Here is a 16072-nt window from a genome sequence, read left to right on the forward strand (position 1 = left end):
GCAGCTGCCTCGTCACGGTTGCTGCTGCTCGAAGTCGGGAAGGTCGATGTCCGCTGCCTTGCCGGCCTGGCGTTCCATGATCCCGCGCATCGGCCAACGCAGCATCGACCGCATCGAGGCGGCCTGGAGACGGATTCCGGTGCGGGTCATCGGCGCGAAGCTGCGGACTCCCCCGGGAGGCAGCTGCTGGCAGGCGTCCGCATAGGGGCGCAGCCGCGACTCGTACTGACGGAACGCGCGGGCATGGTCGCCGCCGGCCGCGGCCAGCTCTGCGGCCAGCAGGTAGCCGCCGACCAGGGCCAGGCTGGTGCCGAGGCCGGTCAGGGGTGTGGGGCAGTAGCCGGCATCCCCGACCAAGGCGGTCCGTCCGCGCGTCCAGTGCGGCATCCGCACCTGGCCGAGTGGGCTGAAGGCGAGGTCGGGAGCCTCCTGCGACGCCTCGACCAGTAGGCGCACCCGACCCTCGAGGTCACCGAAACGGTCCCCCAGCTCGCGACGCTGGTCGGCGAGGTCGAGCCGCTGCCACGGCAACGGGGCCGACCGGAAGCTCAGCGACGCCTTCGACTCGACGGCATCGCGGCCCGGCCGGACCGACGCGACGCGGCCACCGGGTGCGTTGTGCATCTGGTACCACCCGTCGAGCTCGGGGATGCCCGGCGCGGTGAACCAGGCCGTGTAGCAACCCAGCGGCACGACGGTGCCCGAGTCGTCGCCGAAGGCCAGTCGGCGCACCCTCGAGTGCAGTCCGTCGGCTCCGACGACCAGCCCGAACGACTCCTCGGTGCCGGACCGGAACCGGACGTGGACGGCGTCGTCGCGATCGTCCATCGCCTCGATCGAGTCGCCGAACCGGTAGTCCACGTGGGGCGAGGTGGCCTCGAAGAGCAGGTGGACGAGGTCGCCCCGGAGGATCTCGACCTCGGAGATGAGGCCCTCCCCACCGAAGGCGTCGGCCGGCATCCTGACGGTGACCTTGCCCTCGGCGTCGACCCATTCGATGCCGCGCTGGTCGAGCGAGAGCTCGCGAGCCCGGTCGAGCAGGCCCATCCGCTCGATCACGGTCCGGCCGGCGCCGCGCAGGTCGACGGCCTGACCACCCGGTCGTACGTCGGGGGCGAGCTCGACGACCGTGACGTCGTACCCGGACCGGTGCAACCAGTGGGCCAGCGCCGGGCCGGCGATGCTGGCCCCCGAGATCAGTACCCGCCCGTTCGCCGTGCTCACCATCTGACCCTCCTCGACGCGACGATAGACCCGGCCCCGGGGGCGTCCAAGGTATTTTCCGCCGCCCGGAACGCAGGGCCGGGCGCGGCGGGACGCGACCGGCGTACGCTGGAAATTCCCCGTCAGCGAGGAGTCCCGCGGATGCCCCACGAGCGAGTGAAGAGGTTCCATCGCCTGCACGCCTCGGGCTGTTTCGTGATGCCGAACCCGTGGGACGCCGGCAGTGCCCGGGTCCTCGAGGAGATGGGCTTCGAGGCACTCGCCACGACCAGCGCCGGCTTCGCCTGGACCACGGGCGTGGGCGACAACCAGGTCGGGCTCGAGGCGTCCCTCGAACACCTGCGCATGATCGCGGACTCCGTGGACGTGCCCGTCAACGCCGACTTCCAGGGCGGGTTCGCGGTGGACCCGCAAGGCGTCCACGACCATGTGCTGCTCGCCGCTGCCACCGGCATCGCCGGCCTCTCGATCGAGGACTCGACCGGGGACCAGTCAGACCCGCTGCACGAGTTCGACCTCTCGGTGGAGCGGGTGCGGGCCGCACGAGCCGCCATCGACGACAGCGGCACCGGCGTGCTGCTCACCGCGCGGTCCGAGGGGTTCGTGGTCGGCCGCCCCGACATCGACGAGACGGTCCGCCGGCTCGAGGCCTACTCCGCGGCCGGTGCCGACTGCCTCTACGCACCCCGCATCACCACCGTCGCCGAGGTGGCGGCGGTGCTCGCGGCGGTGTCCCCCAAGCCGGTGAACCTGCTGATCAACGCGCCGTTCCTGAGCGTCACCGAGGCAGCCGCACTCGGCGTACGCCGGATCAGTGTCGGCGGCACCCTGGCCCGCGCCGCGTGGCGAGGATTCCTGGACGCCGCGCAGGAGATCAAGGACGACGGAACGTTCACCGGGTTCACCCAGCTGCCCGACGTCGAGGGGCTGCTCTCGGCCCCGAGACCGGGGCGAGCGGGACGTCACACGTAACCCGCGGCCCCGCCGCTGCGTTGGCACGTTGTCGATGCCCTCGACAAGCAGTTCCGCTCACGCAAGGATCGAACTTCCGGTGCAGTCCGGGAGAAAGCAGAGGTACACAGAAGTGGCCACGCCGATTGACCCGACTTCGACCGCCTTCCTCGTGGCGGAGAACCGCAACATGCCCATGCACGTCGGCGGGCTGCAGCTGTTCGAGAAGCCGGAGGGCGCCGGCCCCGACTACATCAAGGACCTCTACGAGCAGATGCGCTCCCCGGAGGCGATCGCACCCCTGTTCCTCAAGCACCCCCGCAGGTCCCTGGCCACGGCCGGCCAGTACGTCTGGGCGGAGGACGAGCTCTTCGACATCGAGCACCACGTGCGCCACAGCGCGCTCCCCCAGCCCGGGCGCGTGCGTGAGCTCCTCGACCTCTGCTCGCGCCTGCACAGCACCCGCCTGGCCCACGAGCGCCCGCTGTGGGAGGCCCACGTCATCGAGGGCCTCAAGGACGGGCGCGTCGGTCTCTACACCAAGATCCACCACTCGCTGGTCGACGGCGTCTCGGCAATGCGCCTGACGCAGAGCGTGCTGTCCGGCGACCCCGACAAGCGCGACATGCCGGCCCCGTGGGCCCAACGGCCCCGCCCGCCCAAGGCCGTGCAGACGGCTGCCGAGGCGGAGCGCAACCTCGCCGTCGTACCCATGAAGGCACTGCGTAGCGCGCTCGGGATGAGCGCCGAGGCAGCGGGCCTCCCGAGAGCCCTGCTGCGCACCCTCAACAGCGGCGTGCGCAACGAGACGTCGGCGGTGTCTCTCTACGCCCCGCGCACGATCTTCAACCAGACCATCACCGGGTCACGCCGTTTCGCCGCCCAGGACTGGCCGATCGAGCGCATGCGGGCGATCGGCAAGGCGACCGGCACCACGATCAACGACGTCGTCCTCGCCATGTGCAGCGGGGCGGTGCGCGCCTATCTCGTCGAGCTCGACGCGCTGCCCGACACCACGCTGGTCTCGATGGTGCCGGTGGGCCTGAACGCCAAGCAGGCACAGGTCGCCTCGGCCGAGGGCGGCAACGCGATCGGCACCGTGATGGTCAAGCTCGGCACCGACCTGGCCGATCCCGCCGACCGCCTCCGCAGCATCCACAAGTCGATGCTCGAGGGCAAGCGCGCGCTGTCGTCGATGAGCCCGATGCAGATCCTGGCGATGTCCGCGATCGGAATGGCCCCGGCGATGCTCACCCCGATGCTGCGCATGCAGGGCGTGATCCGGCCGCCGTTCAACCTGATCATCTCCAACGTGCCCGGCCCGCGGACGACGCAGTACTTCAACGGCGCCAAGCTCGTCGGCATGTACCCGCTGTCCATCCCGATCCACGGCATGGCGCTCAACATCACCTGCACGTCGTACGACGGCCAGATGGGCTTCGGGCTCACCGGGTGCCGCCGGACCGTGCCGCACCTGCAGCGGCTGCTGACGCACCTCGACAACGAGCTGTCCGCGCTCGAGAAGGCCGCCGGCGTCCAGTAGGCCGGTCAGCGGACGGCGTTCGCCACCCCGGTGTACGTCGATCCGTCGGCCAACAGGCCCAGGTGACCCACGCAGCCGGTCTGGGTGTTGGTCGCGCCGCTGAGGATCACCGACGTGTCGGGGTTGATGATCTCGTCGCACGGCGACCAGAAGGTCCGGTAGTTCATCGAGCCGGGCGTCTCGTCCCCGGAGTTGAGCGCGGTGAGGAACGTCGATCCCGGTCGCATGTCTCCGCAGGACGTGGTCCAGCAACCCCACGCGAAGTTCGTGCCGTGGTTGGGGCCGCCGATGCTCACCCAGTCGTCGACCTTGGCGGTGCCGCCGAGGTTCTTCAGGTAGTAGCGCGAGGACAGCCCGCCCATCGAGTGGGTGACGATGTCGACCTTCGACGCGCCGGTGCGGGCCAACACCTCGTCGACGTACGCGCGCAGCTGGCCAGCCGTGGTCACGTTGGACTGCGTGAAGTCGTAGTCCCAGGCGTAGAGCTCGTCGGCCGACCAGCCGTCGGCCTCGAAGCGGCCGACGTAGTAGTCCCAGTTCCACGAGGCGCCGCTCCAGCCGTGGACGAAGATGACGGGGTCGTGCCCGGCCGCCGTTGCCGTCGAGCGTGGCGCCGCCTGCGAGGCGGTCGGTCCGAGCACTGTCAGGAACAGGGCGAGGGTGGCGATGACGGCAAGAGCGATCCGACGCATGGGACCTCCGAGATGAGTGAGTGAGCCGTCGCCGAACCTAGTGTGACGGCAGTCACTACGACAAGGGTCGGCGTACGTCGAGTCCGCCGCCGAGCGTCTCGGCGACGGCCCGCAGCCTCGCCTCGGTGATCGCGCTGACCGTCTCGAGTCCGGCCAGCTGCGCGTTGGACCCGGGCCGAGTGGGCTCGGGCGAGTTGATCGAGATGCACGTGCGGCTGCCGCCGTCGTCGGCGTTGGCCAGCGCCGTGGCGTGCCCCGTCGTACCGCTGCCGGCGAAGAAGTCGAGCACGACCGCGTCGTCGGGGAAGCACTCCAGGATCCGGCGGACCAGCCCGGTCGGCTTCGGCGACTCGAAGACGTGGCCCACGATCGCCTTCAGCTCGGCCACCGCGGTGTCGGTCGAGCCGACCTCCTCGGCCAGCCAGATCGTCTTCAGCTTCTTGCGCCGACCGTCGTGCAGCCAGTCGCGCTGGAAGATGTCGACCCGCTCCCCCAGCCGGCCGCGGATCTCGCGACACACCAGGTCGTCGGGGCGGGCCTCGATGCGCGGCACCGACCAGCGCCAGACCGCCGGGGTGCCGTCGCCGAACACCGGCAGCACCTCGACGGCTCCCTCGAACGGCGCGGTCGCCACCTCGCCGGTCACCGGCGAGCCCCACAACGGGAAGTGCAGCGTGCGCGCGGTCGCCGGGTTGAACTTCTTGTTGGTGTTGCGCAACGGGAGGTGCCGGAACCGGCGGCCGTCGACGGCCTCCTGGGGGAAGTCGGCCGGGTCGACGTGGTGCGTCGAGGTCGCGTCGAGCACACACGCGTCGACGTCGCGGGCGTAGACCAGCAGGTACTCGTGGGAGGTGGCGAAGAAGTTGCCGAGCTGCCTGCCCTTGGGGTTGAGGTTCACCACGATCTGGGCGATGAAGTTGCGTTCGTCGTACACCTCGTCCATGAGCAGGCGCAGGTGGGCGACCTCGTTGTCGTCGATGGAGACGAAGATCGCGCCGCCGTCGGAGAGCAGGTCGCGCGCGGCCTCGAGGCGCGGCCGCATCATGTCGGTCCAGGCGCGGTGCCGGTCGCGGCCGGTGCCGTGGCGGTCGTTGTAGGCGAAGTCGTTGCCGGTGTTGTACGGCGGATCGATGTAGACCACGTCGATGCTGCCCGGCTCGAGAGTGGGCAGCACGTCGAGGTTGTCGCCCTCGACGAAGACGTTGGTCAACGCCGTCCTCGCGGCAGCACCCGACGGGCCGGCTTCGGCTCCGGGTGGATCCGCTTGGCGAGGTCGGTGTGCGCCAGCAGCACCTCGAACGGCAGCTCCGACGGCGGGTACGTCGCGATCGGCTGGTCGCCGGTGAACACGACGTACGACGTGGTGCCCGACGGCGCCACCTTGAGGATCGAGCCGTCGACCACCGTGGCGGCATGGGCCAGCGCCTTGCGTCGTGCGGTGAGGCTGCGGGCGCGTTTCGTGGCCGAGGCCGCGGCCTTCCTGCCGCCGTTGTCCCAGGCGATCTTGGCCTGCGGGCCGTACTTGACGGCGACCTTCACGCCGGCGCCGATCACGACGACAGCGGTCTTGGCCTTCTTGCCCATCGGAATCCCCTCTGCTCGACTGGGGCAACCCTAACGGGGTCTCCCGCGGCGGGCGTCCGCGTGCCAGTCTGGGGACATGAGTGACGCACCCCCTTCCCTGAGCCCCCTGGACGAGACCTGGGAGCGTGCGCTGTGCATCGTGGCGCACCCCGACGACATGGAGTTCTGTGCGGCCGCGGCGGTGGCCCGATGGACCGGCCAGGGGAAGCAGGTCGTCTACTGCATGGTGACCAGCGGCGAGGCCGGCATCGACGGCCTGCACCCCGACGAGTGCCGCAGCGTCCGTGAGGCCGAGCAGGTCGAGTCGGCGCGCATCGTCGGCGTCGACGAGGTGGAGTTCCTCGGCCTCCAGGACGGCGTCATCGAGTACGGCGTCGCGTTGCGGCGGGTGCTCGCCGAGGTGGTGCGGCGGCATCGTCCGGAGATCGTGGTCACCGGCAACTTCCACGACACGTTCGGCGGCCGGAACCTCAACCAGGCCGACCACATCGCCGTCGGACGTGCCGTGCTGGACGCCGTACGCGACGCGGGCAACCGGTGGATCTTCGCCGAGCAGCTGACCGACGGACTCGAGCCGTGGGGCGGCGTACGCGAGGTCTGGGCGGCGGGCTCACCTCTGGCCGAGCACGGCGTCGACACCACCGCCACGTTCGAGGCGGGCGTCGACTCGCTGCGCGCACATGGCGCCTACATCGACGGCCTGGGCTGGGAGAACTTCGACCCGGCCGAGATGCTCGAGGGCTTCGGGCGGGCCACCGGCACCCGCATGGGCGTCACCTTCGCCGCCCCCTTCGAGGTCTTCCCCATGGGCTGGGGCGACTGACCCACCGATACTCCCTGACGTTTCGGCCCTTCCGTGGGGATACTCCCTGACGTTTCGGCCCTTCCGTGGGGATACTCCCTGACGTTTCGGCCCCTCTGTCGGGATACTCCCTGACGTTTCGGCCCCCTGGGACGGAAGTTTCAAGGGCCGGAACGTCAGGGAGTATCGAGACTTGAGGGCCCGAACGTCAGGGAGTATCGGGAAGGTTCAGGCGAGGAGGGTGCGGTAGGTGGCGTCGACGATGGACGTGACGTGGCGCCAGTCGCGGTTCTCCAGCACCCATTCACGAGCCGCACCACCGAGGCGGTCCCGCAGCGCCGGCGACTCGAGGAGCCGTTCGAGCGTGTCCGCCAGGGAACGCGCGCACCCCTTGTCGAAGACCAGTCCGGTGCGGCCGTCGTCGACGATCTCGGTCAGCGCGGCCACCGACGAGGTCACCACGGCCTTGCCCATCGCCATCGACTCGAACGGCTTGATCGGCGAGATCGCCTCACACACCGGCAGCGGCAGCCGCGGGAACGGCGTGATGTCGAAGAGCGAGAGGTACGACGCCACCTGGTCGTGGGGCACGCGTCCGGTGAAGGTGACCACGTCATCGAGACCGAGCGAGGTCGAGAGCGCGTGCAGCTGCGACTCGAAGTGACCGTCGCCGACGACGACCAGGTGGAAGTCCGGACCCGATGAGCCCGCGCGCTCCTTGAGCAGCGCCACCGCCTCGAGCAGCAGGTCGAGCCCCTCGTAGTCGACCAGCCCGCCGGCGTAGCCGATGACGGTCTTGCCGGTCAGCCCCAACGAGGCGGCCAGGTCGGCGTCGCGTGGCCGGGGCGTGAACTGGTCGGTGTGCACGCCGTTGGGCAGCACGACCAGCTTCTCCGCGTCGACCCCACGCTCGATCATCAACGCACGCAGGGCTTCGGTGATCACGAAGACCCGGTCGGCGGCGTGGCAGATCGTGGTCTCGAGACCCGCGGTGAACCGGTGGCGGTCCGAGGACTCGAAGGCGGGGTCGCGCGAGACCTTCATCAGCTCCTCGAGCCCCCGCATCTCGTAGACGAACGGCAGCCCGAGCCGCGCCGCCGCCTGCTGCGCGGCCAGCCCGTTGACGTGGAACGACGACGCGTGGATCAACGAGGCACGATGACGCCGCGCATGGGCTTCGATCGCGGCGGCGTACTTGCCGACGTACGACGTCAGCGGGTACTGCCGGTAGACGCGGGCGTCGGTGAGCACCCGGTGGTAGCGGATGCCGTCGACCTCGTCGACCGGCGGCACGACGCGGGTGTCGTGCTTGGACCAGCGGTCGTAGGGAAAGCCCGGGCGGGTCACCGCCTCGACCGACCACCCGTCGGCGACCAGACCGGTGAGGACGCCGTGGGTGCGGGTCGCGTAGCCGCCGGAGAGGTGCGGCAACGACTGGGCCAGCACCGACAGCACGTGCCGCGGGGCGGCGTCGAGGCGCAGCTCCCCGCGCGGCGTCGGCGTCCAGCCCTCACGCACGACCCGCAGCTGGTCGGTGGCGTTGGACCAGGTGTCGCGCGCCCAGAGGTCGTCGGGGCGCAGCGCGAGCGAGTGGTTGACCAGCGTCTCGGCGGCGGAGGTGTAGCCGGCGGTCAGCGCCCGCGCGGCGGCCTTGCGCAGCTCGAGGGCGGCCTCCTTCATCAACGCCGGTACGTCGTCCGCGGCCGGCGGGTGCGCGCTCACCTGGGCGGCCAGGCGGTCCCAGTCGCGCCGCCGGTCGAGGGCGCGTGCCACGGCGGGCGTGGGCCGGCGCAACTGTTCCCACCAGTGGGCGAGCACCGGGTCGAGCGGGTCGGCCCCCACCAGCGCGATCTCGGCCTCCACCTCGGCCAGCCGCTCGTCGAGACCGTCGATGCCCCAGCGTGCCAGGTGGGTGCGCCAAGCCTCGACCGACTCACGATCTGCGGAGCGGAGCGCCTCCACCACCAGGGCGATCTGCGCGCGGTTCCGCGGCCGTTGGCCCAACGCGCGGGCCAGGGCCGTCGCCGCCTCGTCCGGAGAGGTGGACTGCGCCAGGCGTCGATGGATCAACGAGGTCTCGACGTCGTCGTCCAGCGCGGCCGCCGTACGGGCCGCCTCCAGGGCGGAGCCGTGCTGTCCGGCGGCGGACCTGGCCTCCGCGACCAGCGCCCACGCCCGGCCACGGACCCTCGAGTCGGTGTCGGCGTCGGCGTCGAGGAGTGGCGCGACCACCGCCTCGGCGTCACCACCGGCCTTGAACACCCGCCTGGCCTCGGCGACGCGGGCCCGGCCCACGAGCTGGCCGGCGCGGCCCGGGGCGGCCGGCAGCTTGCCCAGCGCGGTGGCGCCCCGGGTGCGGAGCGCGCGCCTGGCGCGGCCCCTCATCTGGACGAACGGAGTCACGGACATGTCAGACCTCCACGTGCTGGCGGGGATCGCCATAGAACTCGAGCCGCCCGTGGGCGGTCATGAAGGACGCGTCGTCGACGGTCCAGGTGTGCGCGTGCCGGTCGAGGCCGCGCACGGAGACGAAGTTGAACCGGTCCGCCGACCAGATCTTCACGCCGTCGGAGATGGCCCGGTCGAGGATGTCGCTGTCGACCGCGCGTGGGATGTCGGAGAACCGCAGGCCGCGCACCACGTCGCCGTCGAAGAGCATCGAGCCGCCCTGGATGCGGCGTACGTAGCTGTGCTCGGTCTCCGGATAGCGCAGCACCACGGCCCCGGTCGACCGCAACCACACGTAGTGCGCCCACTTGCCCACGATGCCGGCACCACTGCTCACCCCGGCGTCCAGCAGGTCGACGAGGTAGTGCGTGCCGTAGTGGTTGTCGTCGTCCATCTTCGCCACGAACGCCCCGCTCGAGGCCTCGAGACCGAGGTTCATGCAGGTGCCCAGCGTGGCGGTGCGCGGCGCGTCGACCACGGTCAGGTGGGGTACGCCGGCCGCCTCCGCGCGCACCACGAGGTCGGCCCGGTCGAGGTCGATGCCGTGGAGGACGAGCACGAGCTCGACGTCGCGGTGGGACTGGCGACCGACGTTGGCCAGCACGTTGTCGATCTCGTGGGGCCGGTTGGTCGGCACGATGGCCGAAACGGAGCGGACGGTCAGCCGCGGTGGCGCGATGCCGTCCAGCAGCAGGTCGACGCGGTCGTCGAGGCGATGGCCGGCCTGCACCGCGCGGTGCAGCGCCAGCCCTTCACGGTCACGGAGCTCCGGCTGCTCGACGCGGGCGATGATCTCGCTGCGCAGGGCACGGGCGTCACGGGCGCGGACGACGTGTGCCTCGAGGTCGGCGGGCACGGGCAGCCGGTCGAGGGTGACCACCGGCGTGCGGAGGGCGCCTGCGTCGAGCAGCGTCGAGACGTCCTCGACGCGGTGACGTGGTGCGTCGACGAGCAGGGCCGCCTCGTCGAGCGGCACCGGGTGCGGCGCCCGGCCACGCAGCACCTTGCTCACCGGGGCGTCCGGGTCGCGCAGGTGCACCGCGACACCGTCGAGGGGCCGGACCGCCTTCACCACGTCGGTCGCCACAGCCCCGGCGACGCGAGGGTCGACGGGTCCGTCGACGACGAGGACCGCACCGCTGCGGTCGACACCCGCCGCGGTGCGGCGTACGTCGACACCGACCGGCAGCTCGGTCACCTCGTCGGACACCGACTTCCACGCGTCGAGGTGCGCCGGGTCGGCGACGCAGACGCGGGCACCGGCCTCGACCAGCGCGGTGACGTGTGCGGGTGGTCCGCCGGCGGTCGCCCAGGCCACGACCGGTACGCCGGCCCGGGTCGCCGAACGCAGGGCCGCCGAGACGACGAGGTCCTCGTGCTCGGGCACCGCACCGCCGACGTACTCGACGAGGAGGAGGTCGGCGTCCGTGAGCTCCTGCCCACCCACGGCGCCGACCAGATCAGGTAGCACGCTCTGGCGCCACTGGGCGGCCAGCCCGTCGGTCAGGCGACGACCCGCCAGCACCACCGCGTGCACGTCGGGCCGCAGCGGCCCGCGCTCCGGCGGCAGCGCCCACGCCTCGCTGGTCGCGGATTCAGCGGGGCGAGGCCGGAGGCCTGAGGCCACGTCCCGGAGGCGGGCGAGGCGGCTCATCGCACACCCGCCTTCGCCAGCGCCTCTTCGACCCGTGGGGCGAGCGTCTCGATGTAGGTCTTGGTGATGTGCGAGCCCTGGCGGTAGACCAGCACGTTGCCGATCACCGGCGCGCACTCGTCGGTCGGGCAGATCGCGTCGACCAGGTCGAGGAAGTAGAGACCCGTGTCGCCGGCACCGCTGTCGGACGCTGCGCCCGGAGAGATGTCGACCGCGCCGAGCTCGTCGGCGGCCGCCTTCTGCACCCCGACCCCGCTGGCCTCGACGCCGTGGTCGCGGTCGTAGGTGCACCGGGTGAGGTCGTCCTGGTGCTCGGAGACGCAGGCGTAGACGTCGCTGCCGGTCTGCGGGGTGTCGGCGAGTACGACGACCTCGATGCCGGCGTCACGCAGCTGGGTCCAGGCATCCTCCAACCCGGCCTGCATGGTGTCCTCGCTCATGTCGTCGCCGTCGCCGGTCAACGCGGAGTCGCGCTGGCCCGCGGTCACCACGACGTCTGGCTTCTCGTCGCCCGTGAGCCGGTCGAGGACGTCGCCACCCCATTCACGGCAGGTGTCGTAGGGCTCGCCGTCCAGCACGGAGGTGGCCGTCGAGAACTGGCAGGCCGACTTCGTGTAGGTCACGATCCGCCAGTCGTGGGTCTTCGCGAGCACCTGGAAGGCCGGCACCCACTGGGCGGCCTTCGAGTCACCGACGATCGCGATGGTGGTCTTCGCGTCGGCCGCGCCGTACTCGCAGGTGGCGACCTCGGCCACATCGGAGTCGACCTGGCAGCCCTCGGCGTACAGGTCGGGCACGTCCTTGGGCGCCTCGAGCGGGTTCGGCGTGATGCCGCCCTGCACCGAGTCGACCGGTTCGCCGGCCGGGTCGTCCTTCGGTGAGCTGGCCGAGAGCGCCATCGAGCCCTTGACGTTCGCCGGGTCGATGGTGGGCCCGGCGGCCTTGCCGAAGAGCGCCACCAGCATCAGCCCGGCGACGACCGCGATGAGGGTGCAGTTGACCCCGAGGGACAGGGACACCTTGGTGTTGCCGACGAACTTCGAGTTCCGAAGCGGGTTCTCGACGAGGTGGAAGGTCAGCCAGGCCGGGATCACCGACGCCGTGACGATGACCAGTCCGGTCAGCACCGAGATGCCGCCGAAGTGCTCGCGGGCCACGATCAGCAGCGGCCAGTGCCACAGGTAGAGCGAATAGGTGAGGTAGCCGATGAACAGCATGAACCGGTTGCCCAGGATCGCCACCGGCCCCTTCGGACCGGCCGCGACACCGGCGGCGATCATCAGGCCCGCGCCCACCGTCGGCAGCACGGCGTAGTAGCCGGGCCAGGTGATCTCGGAGGTGTAGATGCGCCCGGCCAGCAGGATCATGCCGAGGCCGGCCCAGGCCAGCACGATGGCCAGGCCCTTCGGGATCCGGTCGAGGCGGGTGGCCAGGATCGCCACGAAGGCGCCGATCGTGAACTCCCACATGCGTGTGGTGGTGATGAAGTAGGCCCGCTCGCTGGCGAAGAACGACTGGTGCACCGCCCAGGCGAAGGACGGCAGGGCGACCAGGGCGAGACCGACCAGCAGCGCCGGCTTGCGTCGTACGCCGAGTCGCGCGGCGAGCACCACGGCGCCGAGCAGCAGGATCGGCCACACGAAGTAGAACTGCTCCTCGACCGACAACGACCAGTAGTGCTGCACGGCCGACGGAGTGATGTCCTCGGCGAGGTAGTCGACCGAGCGGTCGGCCAGGCGCCAGTTCACGAAGTAGAGCGCGGACGCGACGATGTCGCCGCCGGTGGTCTCCCACCTGATCTTCGGCACCCACAGCCAGGTCATCACGGCGGTCGCGCCGAGCACCACGGAGGCGGCCGGTAGCAGGCGCTTGGCCCGGCGCGCGTAGAAGCCGAGGAGTCCGACGCGTCCGGTGCGGTCGACCTCCTTCATCAGCTGACCGGTGATCACGAACCCGGAGATGACGAAGAAGACGTCGACGCCGACGAAGCCGCCGGGGAAGAGCATCAGCCCTGCGTGGTAGGGCAGGACGAGGAAGGTGGCGACGGCGCGCAGGCCCTCGATGTCGCGGCGGATCCGGCTGTTGCCCTTGGCCGCCTTCGTCGTGTCGTTCCTGCCGGCTCGGCGCTTGGGGCCGTCGGCGCGGTCAGGGCTGTCGTTCGGGTCTACCTTCAGACCGTCAGCGATGAGCGTCATCATGCCTCCGCATGCGGGTAGGGGTTGCCGTAGAACAGGAGCCGCGACGAGCGCGCCATCAACTGCTTCTCGGTGATCGGCCAGGTGTGGCTGCCGGGGTCGACCCGGCGCACGGACACGAAGTTGAAGCGGTCCGCGGGGTAGGTGGTCAGGCCGCGCGCCTTGACCTTCTCGAGGAACGTGGTGTCGACCCGGCGCGGCAGGTCCTCGAAACGCACGTCGCGGGCCAGCTCGCGACGGGTCAGCAGGGTGCCGCCCTGCACCAGGTCGGTGAACCGGTGCTCGGCGTGCTCGAAGCGCAGCAGCGTGGCGCCGCTGGACTCGAGGTGCACCAGGTGCGCCCACTTGCCGGTCACGTCGGCGCCGGAGTAGTCCAGCGCCCGCACCAGGTCGGTCAGGTAGTGCCGGCCGTAGAAGTTGTCGTCGTCGACCTTGGCGACGAGCTCACCGTCGGCCGCGTCGACGCCGAGGTTCATGCAGGCGCCGAGGGTGAGCGGCGCGTCGGCGTACCTGGTGACCACGTTGTCGAGCCCGGCGCGTGCCGCGCGCACGGCCAGGTCGGCCGGCGCCTCGAAGCCGTGGGTGACCAGCACCAGCTGGAGGTCGCGGTGGCTCTGGCTGCCGAGCATGGCGAGCACGTGGTCGAGCTGCTCGGGCCGCATCGTCGGGACGACCGCACTGACCTGCGTGGTGGTCGAACCAGTCGAGACCACCTCGCCGGGTCTCGAGACGCTCGCTGACGCTCGCTCCTCGACCAACGGAAGATCGAGACCGAGGGAGCGCAGCACGGTGTCCACGCGGTGCGTGCAGAGGTGCTCGTCGAACACCCGACGGTGCGCCTTGAGCGCCTGGCGGTCGCGGTACTCGTCCTGGCCGAGCAGCACGTCGATCGCGGCGCGCGCCTCGTCGGCGTCGCGGACCACCTCGAGGTCGGAGCCGAAGAACGGCTCGATGCTGGCCGCCGGCGTGGTGATCACGGCGGTCTGCGCGGCAGAGAGCTCGAAGAGCCGGCGGCTGCACATCGTCTTGGAGCCGGTCACCGAGTTCACGTTCAGGAAGACCTTGTACGCCGAGTAGGCCGCGAGCATCTTCGGATAGGGCAACGACCCGACGACGTGGCTGCGGTAGGGCGCCGGGAACCGGTAACGCTTGTCGCCACGCTGCATGCGCGACCAGATGTGGAGTCCGCGGTCGAGCGCCGGGCGCAGCAGCTGCTCCATCTGCTCGCGGCGCTCCGGATGCTTCTCGGCGAACCAGGTGCCGGCGAACGCGATCGGCAGCACCCGGCCCCTGCCGCGGCGTACCGGGTTGTGCAGCCGCGGCTGGGCCGAGAAGGGCAGCAGGTCGATGCGCTCGTGGCCGAGGTCGCGCTGGTAGACCGGGATCCGGTCGGCGTCGACGGTGAAGACCTGGTCGAAGAGCCGGGCGGTCTCGAGGAAGACGTCGTAGTTGGGCGGGTCCTCCTTGTTCCAGAACACGGTCGGGATGCCCTCGTCGCGGCACCACGCCACCAGGGCGCGCAGCTCCGGCGACGGCTGGTGGTCGCGGGTCATGTGCAGCCGCCAGGCACCGTCGTTGCCGTTCCACGCCGACTCGACGAAGAGCAGGTCGGGGCGCTGCTCCGTCAGGACCGCCCGCCAGTCGGTCGGCGTCACCTTCACCTGGTGCCACTCGTAGCCGAAGGCCAGCTCGGAGAACGGGTCGAGGATCACCGCCGCCTTCGTCGTCCGGGCCGGGTGCACCTCGGGCAGCTCGAACGCCGGCAGGCGGGGTCGGCGTACCCGGCGCAGCAACCGGCTCACAGGAACTCCTGGAGCACGGCGGCGATGCGGGCACCGGCCTGGCCGTCCCACAGCGGCGGCACCCGGTGGGCCGTCGCAACAGGCGCAGCGAGCACGTCGGCGAGGACGAACGGGACGTCCTCGCGGGTGACCAGCTGGTTGGTGCCGTGGGTGATCGTCACCGGGCGTTCGGTGTTGGGTCGCAGGGTCAGGCAGGGGATGCCGAGGATCGTGGTCTCCTCCTGGACGCCGCCGGAGTCGGTGACGACTGCCCGGGCGCCGCGGACCAGGCCGAGGAACTCGACGTACCCCTGGGGGTCGAGCACGACCACGCGCGGGTGGTCGAAGAGGCCGACCGCCTCGAAGGCCGCACAGCCGCGCGGGTGCAGGGGCAGCACGAGGTCGACCTGGTCGGCCACCGCGTGCAGTGCCTTGACCAGTGCCGATGCGTCGGCCGGGTCGTCGACGTTCGCCGGACGGTGCAGGGTGGCGACGGCGTAGTCACCCTCGAGGCCGTGTCGCGCGCGGGCGGCGGCGACGTCGAACCGGTCGAGGTTGGCCAGCAGGGTGTCGATCATCGGGTTGCCGACCAGGTGGATCCGGTCGGCGGCCACACCCTCGTTGCCGAGGTGGGCGACCGCGTCGGGGCTGGTCGCGAAGAGCAGGTCGGAGAGCCGGTCGGTGACCAGGCGGTTGACCTCCTCGGGCATGGTGCGGTCGAAGGAGCGCAGGCCGGCCTCGACGTGGGCGATCGGGATCTGCAGCTTCGCGGCGACCAGAGCGGCGGCGACGGTCGAGTTCACGTCGCCGTAGACGACCACGATGTCGGGCCGCTGGGCGAGGAACAGCTCCTCGAGGCCGGTCATGATGCGGGCGGTCTGGGTGGCATGGCTGCCCGAGCCGACGCCGAGGTCGACGTCCGGGGTGGGCAGGCCGAGCTGGCGGAAGAACACCTCCGACATCGCCTCGTCGTAGTGCTGGCCGGTGTGCACCAGCGTCTGCTCGAGGCCGAGCTCGCCGGCGGCCGCGATCACCGGAGCCGCCTTCGGGAAGTTGGGGCGGGCTCCGGCCACATGGGTGAGCTTCGTGGTCATGGGGGCCTCTCCTGGTGGATCTACGACGTGGGACCTGGGCGGCGACACGACTCGATTCGCCCCTTCGTTACTATATCTAGTAAGTTACTGTACTTAGTAATCGA

General features: G+C 70.9%; 12 protein-coding genes. 3 read left to right on the plus strand and 9 right to left on the minus strand.

Features of this window, described 5'->3' with window-relative positions; translation table 11 throughout:
* Positions 1-12 precede the first annotated feature (12 nt).
* Positions 13-1227, minus strand: a complete 1215-nt coding sequence (locus ASH02_RS18695; protein ID WP_056892019.1) for an FAD-dependent monooxygenase — start codon at positions 1225-1227, stop codon at positions 13-15.
* A gap of 138 nt (positions 1228-1365) precedes the next feature.
* On the opposite strand from ASH02_RS18695, the gene ASH02_RS18700 reads away from it, so the two are divergent.
* Positions 1366-2196, plus strand: a complete 831-nt coding sequence (locus ASH02_RS18700) for an isocitrate lyase/PEP mutase family protein (protein ID WP_056685768.1) — start codon at positions 1366-1368, stop codon at positions 2194-2196.
* A 112-nt stretch (positions 2197-2308) separates the two neighbouring features.
* Positions 2309-3718 (plus strand): WS/DGAT/MGAT family O-acyltransferase, encoded by a 1410-nt coding sequence (locus tag ASH02_RS18705; RefSeq protein WP_082564010.1) that lies wholly within the window; start codon positions 2309-2311, stop codon positions 3716-3718.
* Positions 3719-3723: 5 nt separating this feature from the next.
* On the opposite strand, the gene ASH02_RS27110 is transcribed toward ASH02_RS18705, so the two are convergent.
* Genes ASH02_RS27110 through ASH02_RS27120 form a run of 3 tightly spaced genes read right to left on the minus strand, consistent with a single transcriptional unit; the run spans position 3724 to position 5994 of the window.
* Positions 3724-4410: an esterase/lipase family protein gene (locus tag ASH02_RS27110; RefSeq protein ID WP_056685765.1), complete on the minus strand. Its 687-nt coding sequence runs from the start codon at positions 4408-4410 to the stop codon at positions 3724-3726.
* 55 nt (positions 4411-4465) lie between these two features.
* Entirely contained in the window at positions 4466-5620 is a 1155-nt protein-coding gene (locus ASH02_RS27115; protein ID WP_056685762.1) for a site-specific DNA-methyltransferase, read from the minus strand.
* Positions 5617-5994 (minus strand): hypothetical protein, encoded by a 378-nt coding sequence (locus tag ASH02_RS27120; protein ID WP_056685759.1) that lies wholly within the window; start codon positions 5992-5994, stop codon positions 5617-5619. The genes ASH02_RS27115 and ASH02_RS27120 overlap by 4 nt, the downstream gene beginning before the upstream one ends.
* Before the next feature lie 76 nt (positions 5995-6070).
* Between ASH02_RS27120 and ASH02_RS18725 the strand changes: the two genes are divergently transcribed.
* Entirely contained in the window at positions 6071-6817 is a 747-nt protein-coding gene (locus tag ASH02_RS18725; RefSeq protein WP_057295263.1) for a PIG-L deacetylase family protein, read from the plus strand.
* Positions 6818-7024: 207 nt separating this feature from the next.
* Here the strand turns inward: ASH02_RS18725 and ASH02_RS18730 are convergent, their stop codons facing one another.
* The 5 genes from ASH02_RS18730 to wecB are packed head-to-tail and all read right to left on the minus strand — an operon-like array spanning position 7025 to position 15968.
* Complete coding sequence (locus tag ASH02_RS18730; RefSeq protein ID WP_057295264.1) at positions 7025-9205, minus strand: glycosyltransferase family 4 protein; 2181 nt, start codon at positions 9203-9205, stop codon at positions 7025-7027.
* A gap of 1 nt (position 9206) precedes the next feature.
* Positions 9207-10898, minus strand: a complete 1692-nt coding sequence (locus ASH02_RS18735) for a glycosyltransferase family 2 protein (RefSeq protein ID WP_057295265.1) — start codon at positions 10896-10898, stop codon at positions 9207-9209.
* Entirely contained in the window at positions 10895-13093 is a 2199-nt protein-coding gene (locus tag ASH02_RS18740; protein WP_162262603.1) for an acyltransferase family protein, read from the minus strand. The genes ASH02_RS18735 and ASH02_RS18740 overlap by 4 nt, the downstream gene beginning before the upstream one ends.
* Positions 13093-14895 carry a glycosyltransferase family protein gene (locus ASH02_RS18745; RefSeq protein WP_200959194.1) on the minus strand — a complete coding sequence of 601 codons (1803 nt, stop codon included), beginning with the start codon at positions 14893-14895 and terminating at the stop codon, positions 13093-13095. The genes ASH02_RS18740 and ASH02_RS18745 overlap by 1 nt, the downstream gene beginning before the upstream one ends.
* Positions 14892-15968 carry a non-hydrolyzing UDP-N-acetylglucosamine 2-epimerase gene (wecB, locus tag ASH02_RS18750; protein ID WP_057295266.1) on the minus strand — a complete coding sequence of 359 codons (1077 nt, stop codon included), beginning with the start codon at positions 15966-15968 and terminating at the stop codon, positions 14892-14894. The genes ASH02_RS18745 and wecB overlap by 4 nt, the downstream gene beginning before the upstream one ends.
* Positions 15969-16072: the final 104 nt, after the last annotated feature.

Origin of the sequence: Nocardioides sp. Soil796, from assembly GCF_001429525.1 — a bacterium.
In the GTDB taxonomy this organism is placed as follows: Bacteria; Actinomycetota; Actinomycetes; order Propionibacteriales; family Nocardioidaceae; genus Nocardioides.